At 61.4% G+C, this 4,631-nt stretch carries 4 protein-coding genes; 1 reads left to right on the top strand and 3 read right to left on the bottom strand.

What is annotated here, in order from left to right; genetic code table 11:
• The 3 genes from rsxC to rsxA form a co-directional block, all read right to left on the bottom strand.
• The coding region (rsxC, locus tag HQL56_18365; protein MBF0311482.1) for an electron transport complex subunit RsxC at nucleotides 1-1,725 on the bottom strand (1,725 nt) is incomplete at its 3' end.
• A gap of 13 nt (nucleotides 1,726-1,738) precedes the next feature.
• The gene (gene rsxB / locus HQL56_18370; GenBank protein ID MBF0311483.1) at nucleotides 1,739-2,278 is read right to left on the bottom strand and encodes an electron transport complex subunit RsxB; all 540 of its coding nucleotides are present in this window, start codon (nucleotides 2,276-2,278) and stop codon (nucleotides 1,739-1,741) included.
• Between the two features lie 12 nt (nucleotides 2,279-2,290).
• Entirely contained in the window at nucleotides 2,291-2,869 is a 579-nt protein-coding gene (gene rsxA / locus HQL56_18375; GenBank protein MBF0311484.1) for an electron transport complex subunit RsxA, read from the bottom strand.
• A gap of 615 nt (nucleotides 2,870-3,484) precedes the next feature.
• Here rsxA and apbC point away from each other — a divergent pair.
• Entirely contained in the window at nucleotides 3,485-4,570 is a 1,086-nt protein-coding gene (gene apbC / locus HQL56_18380; GenBank protein ID MBF0311485.1) for an iron-sulfur cluster carrier protein ApbC, read from the top strand.
• Nucleotides 4,571-4,631: the final 61 nt, after the last annotated feature.

A 4,631-nucleotide genomic window follows, 5' to 3' on the forward strand; every position in this document is an offset into this window, starting at 1 on the left:
CGCAGCCGGGGCCACGGGGGCCGCCGCCACGGGAGCCGGGGCCTCCGCAGCCGGGGCCACGGGGGCCGCTGCCACGGGAGCCGGGGCTTGCGCTGTCGGCGCGACCGGGGTTGCATCCACCGGAGGGGGCGGGGTTTCGCCCGTCATGGCCTGGGAAGCGGCTCTTTCCGCCTGAACGGCGCGGGCTTTGGCGGCCACGGCGCGACTGGCCTTGTCCACTCCCGGTTCCACCACTTCCGTCGCGGCGGGCGGTGTGGCGGATGCGCCCTTCTTGGCGGCCATCTGCGCCTTCATCTCTTCCTTTTTGCGCTCCCGCTCCGCCTTCTCCCGTGCCAGACGGTCTTCCCGCGCCTGGGTGCGGGCCCGGCTCAACTCGGTTTTGGCCCGCTCCCGATCCCGGGACTGAATGGCGAATTTCCCGTAGCGGAAATAGTGTACCAGCGGGATGTTCGACGGGCAGACATAGGCGCAGGAACCGCATTCGATACAGTCGAACAGGTTGTACTCCTGCAACCGGTCGAACTGATCCGACTTGGCCAGCCAGGAGAGTTCGTTGGGCATCAGGCCGATGGGGCAGACGCGCATGCAACTGCAGCAGCGGATGCAGGTTTGCTCTTTGGCGGAGACGAAATCCTCGCCGAACAGGGCCAGAATGCCCGAGGTGCCCTTGACCACCGGCACATCGAGCTGATGCAGGGCCACGCCCATCATGGGGCCGCCCATGACCACCTTCTCCACGCCCTCTTTCAGCCCGCCGCAATGGGCGATCAGCTCGGCCACGGAGGTGCCGATCAATACTTCCAGATTGGCGGGACGACCGATGCCCTTGCCGGTCATGGTCACCAGGCGGGAGATCAGGGGTTGGCCGAAACAGATGGCGTTGCGAATGGCCACGGCGGTGGCCACGTTGTGTACGATCACGCCCACGTCGATGGGCAGACCGCCGGAGGGGACTTCCCGATGGATCAGGGCCTGGATCAACTGCTTTTCCGCCCCCTGGGGGTACATCACCGGCAATACTTCCACCTTCATGTCGGAGCGACCCGAGACGGCTTCCCGCATGGCGCGGATGGCGGCGGGCTTGTTGGCTTCGATGCCGATGATGCAACGGCGGGTCTGCAGGGCGTGCAGCATGATTTCCGCCCCGGCCACCACGGCTTCGGCCCGTTCTTCCATCAAGCGGGCGTCGCAGGTCAGGTAGGGTTCGCACTCCACGCCGTTGAGGATCAGCGCCTCCACCACCTTGTCCTTGGGTGGGGACATCTTGATATAGCTGGGGAAGGTGGCGCCGCCCAGGCCCACGATGCCGGCATCGCGGATCATCTGGCGGATCACGCCGGGTTCGGCCTGCAGGGGCTCGGCCAGAACTTCCGGGTCGGGGATCCATTTGTCCTCGCCGTCGGCTTCCAGCACGGCGCAGAGCATGGGGATGCCCGAGGGATGGCCGCTCGGAACCTCGACGAAATCGACGATGGTGCCCGAGGTGGGGGCGTGGACCGGGGCCGAGACGAAGCCTTCCGCCTTGGCGATCAACTGGCCTTTGAGAACCTTCTGTCCCGAATTGACGCAGGGTTCCGCCGGTTTGCCGATATGCTGATGCAACGGCACGTTCAAACGTTTGGGCAGGGGCACCGGCTCGATGGCGCAGGCTGCCGACAAGGCTTTGTTCTCCGGGGGATGCACCCCGCCACGAAAACGTCCCAATACCGACGCGGCAATACCCATGGGACTTGTCCTTTCAGTGCAGGGATGCGGTCGGGCCGGCGGGTTTTTCCCAGACCCAGTCGTAGACGGTCTTTTTTACCGGCACCATTTCGATGCAGTCCACCGGGCAGGGTTCCACGCAGGCGGAGCAGTTGGTGCAGACGGCGGCGATCACGGTATGGGACTGCTTGTTGGCTCCGACGATGGCATCCACCGGGCAGGCTTTGATGCAGGCGGTGCAGCCGATGCAGTCCGCTTCCCGGATGAAGGCCACTTTCGGTCCACCCTGGTCTTCCATGGTCACCGGTTCCACCCCGAGAATGGTGGCCAGATCCTCCATGGCCAACTGGCCGCCCGGCAGGCAGAGGGAGATTTTGGCCGAGGTGTTGACCATGGCTTCGGCGTAGGCGTGACATCCCGGGAAGCCGCAGTTGCCGCAGTTGGTGCCCGGCAGGGCGCTGGCCAGTTTTTCCACGATGGGGTTGCCTTCCACATGGAACTTCTGAGCGGCCAATCCCAATCCGACCCCCGAGATCAGGGCCAGTCCACCCATGCTGATCAAGGCTTCGATCATCGTGTGCGCTCCTTACTTCACCAGTCCGGAAAAGCCCATGAAGGCCAGGGACATCAGGCCGGCGTTCACCAGGGAGATGGGAGAGCCCTTGAAGATCTCCGGAACGTCGGCGAAGGCGATGCGTTCCCGCATGCCGGCAAACAGCGTCAGGATAAGGCCGAAGCCCAGGGCGGCGCTCATGCCGTAGAGGGAGGCCTTGAGGAAGTTGTATTCCAGGTTGATGTTCAGGATCGCCACCCCCAGCACGGCGCAGTTGGTGGTGATCAGCGGCAGATAGATGCCGAGGGAGGCGTAAAGCACCGGCGAGGTTTTGCGTATGACCATTTCGGTGAACTGCACCAGGCCGGCGATGACCAGAATGAAGAAGATGGTCTGCAGATAACCCAGGCCCAGGGGATTGAGCAGATAGTACTGCACCATCCAGGAGATGCCCGAGGCCACCGTCATCACGAAGGTGACCGCGAAGGTCATGCCGATGGCGGTTTCGACCTTGTTGGAGACGCCCAGGAAGGGGCAGATTCCCAGAAACTTGGCCAGGACGAAGTTGTTGACGAAAATGGCGCCGATGATGATCAGGAGATAGTCGGTCATGATGGTTTCACTCCAAACTTTTTCGAGGTAAAACAGCTCCTGCTTGACCGTAGCTGGCGGAGAGTGAAGCACACTATAAACGCCGAGGTAAAGGGATGAAAAATTTTTATCCGGTGAATCGAATAAATTGGGGTGGTGGCGGGGGCGGGCTGGGGGTAAAGTGACGGGGAGATTGATTCCGTGCGGGGCAAAACGCTCACAGCACCATTTTTTGTTAATATTTTGACTTTCAATATTTATCTTTTAGAAAGTAAAAAAAGAAAATGTTCTGTCCTGTGACGTGTCTGTTGATTTTGGAAAAAATATCTTAAGGAGATGATGTTTTGTCTTTTGAGTGTTCGTTAAGATGGACCACCGTCCGGCCCTTCATCAAGCGAATCGGTGAGGCTGATTCGCTTGATGAAGGTAATAAAAGCCCCGCCGGGTCCTCGAACCTCCGGGGATGAGGCCCCCGGAGGTTCGACTCCCGTTAGCTGGGCGGGGGAAAGTCAAAGGAAGAGTCGTAAGGAAGAGTCAAAGGACAGAACATTTTCTTTTTTTGATACTTTAAAGGATTAAATATTGAAAGTCAAAGCATTGCAAATGTGGACAACTCCCTCGAAGGAATGAATCAAGATGGCAACGGTGACGCGAGAGCAGGTTTTGCAGGCATTGCGCCAGGTGATCGATCCCGATCTGCATCGGGATATCGTCTCATTGGGCTTCGTCAAGGAGGTCACCATCCAGGGAGGTGACGTGGCCTTCAAGGTGGAACTGACCACCCCGGCCTGTCCGGTGAAAGAAAAACTCAAACAAAGCTGTTACACCGTGGTGTCGGCCCTGCCCGGCGTGGAGCGGGTGGCGGTGGAAATGACGGCCCAGGTGAAGGCGGCGCGGCCCCACGACCAGCAGAGTCTGATTCCGGGGGTGAAGAACACCATCGCCGTGGCCTCCGGCAAGGGTGGGGTGGGCAAGTCGACCCTGGCGGTGAATCTGGCCTTGGCGTTGCTGGAATCGGGGGCCAAGGTGGGCATCCTGGATGCCGACATCTACGGTCCCAGCCTGCCGCGCCTCTTGGCCATCACCGACAAACCCCGTGGCGGGGAGGACGACAAACGGGTGGCGCCGACCATGGCCTACGGGCTGAAAGCCATGTCCATGGGCTTCTTCCTGGACGAGGAGACCCCGATGATCTGGCGGGGTCCGATGGTGGGCATGGCGGTGGAGCAGTTGCTGCGGGATGTGGACTGGGGCGAGTTGGACTATCTGGTCATCGACCTGCCCCCCGGCACCGGGGATGCGCAGTTGACCCTGACCCAAAAGGTGCCGTTGACCGGCGCGGTGATTGTTTCCACCCCGCAGGATGTGGCCTTGGCGGACGTGCGCAAAGGCATCGCCATGTTCCACAAAGTCAATGTGCCAATCCTGGGCATCGTGGAGAACATGTCCTATCACATCTGTTCCCACTGCGGACACCGCTCGGAGATCTTCTCCCACGGGGGGGCGCAACGGCAGGCCCTGGCCACGGAAATTCCCTTTCTGGGGGAGGTGCCGTTGATCGAGGCCATTCGGGAGGATTCCGATTTGGGCAAGCCCATCATGGTGGCCCGTCCCGACTCCGTGGCGGCGGCCATCTACCGGGAGATCGCCTCGCGTGTGGCGGCGGCCATCGCCACCCGTACCCATGACGACGGGGGTTTTCCTAAGATTGTGGTGGAGTAGGCGTTGAACGGGGGTCCGGGGGGGATTATCCCCCCCGGCGGGGTTCGGGGCAGCGCCCCGA

This window comes from Magnetococcales bacterium (genome assembly GCA_015231925.1).
Lineage (GTDB): Bacteria > Pseudomonadota > Magnetococcia > Magnetococcales > JADGAQ01 > JADGAQ01.

Coding starts and splice junctions, on each gene's coding strand:
- rsxA (MBF0311484.1), bottom strand. CDS start 2,869: ATGACCGACTATCTCCTGATCATCATCGGCGCCATTTTCGTCAACAAC.
- rsxB (MBF0311483.1), bottom strand. CDS start 2,278: ATGATCGAAGCCTTGATCAGCATGGGTGGACTGGCCCTGATCTCGGGG.
- apbC (MBF0311485.1), top strand. CDS start 3,485: ATGGCAACGGTGACGCGAGAGCAGGTTTTGCAGGCATTGCGCCAGGTG.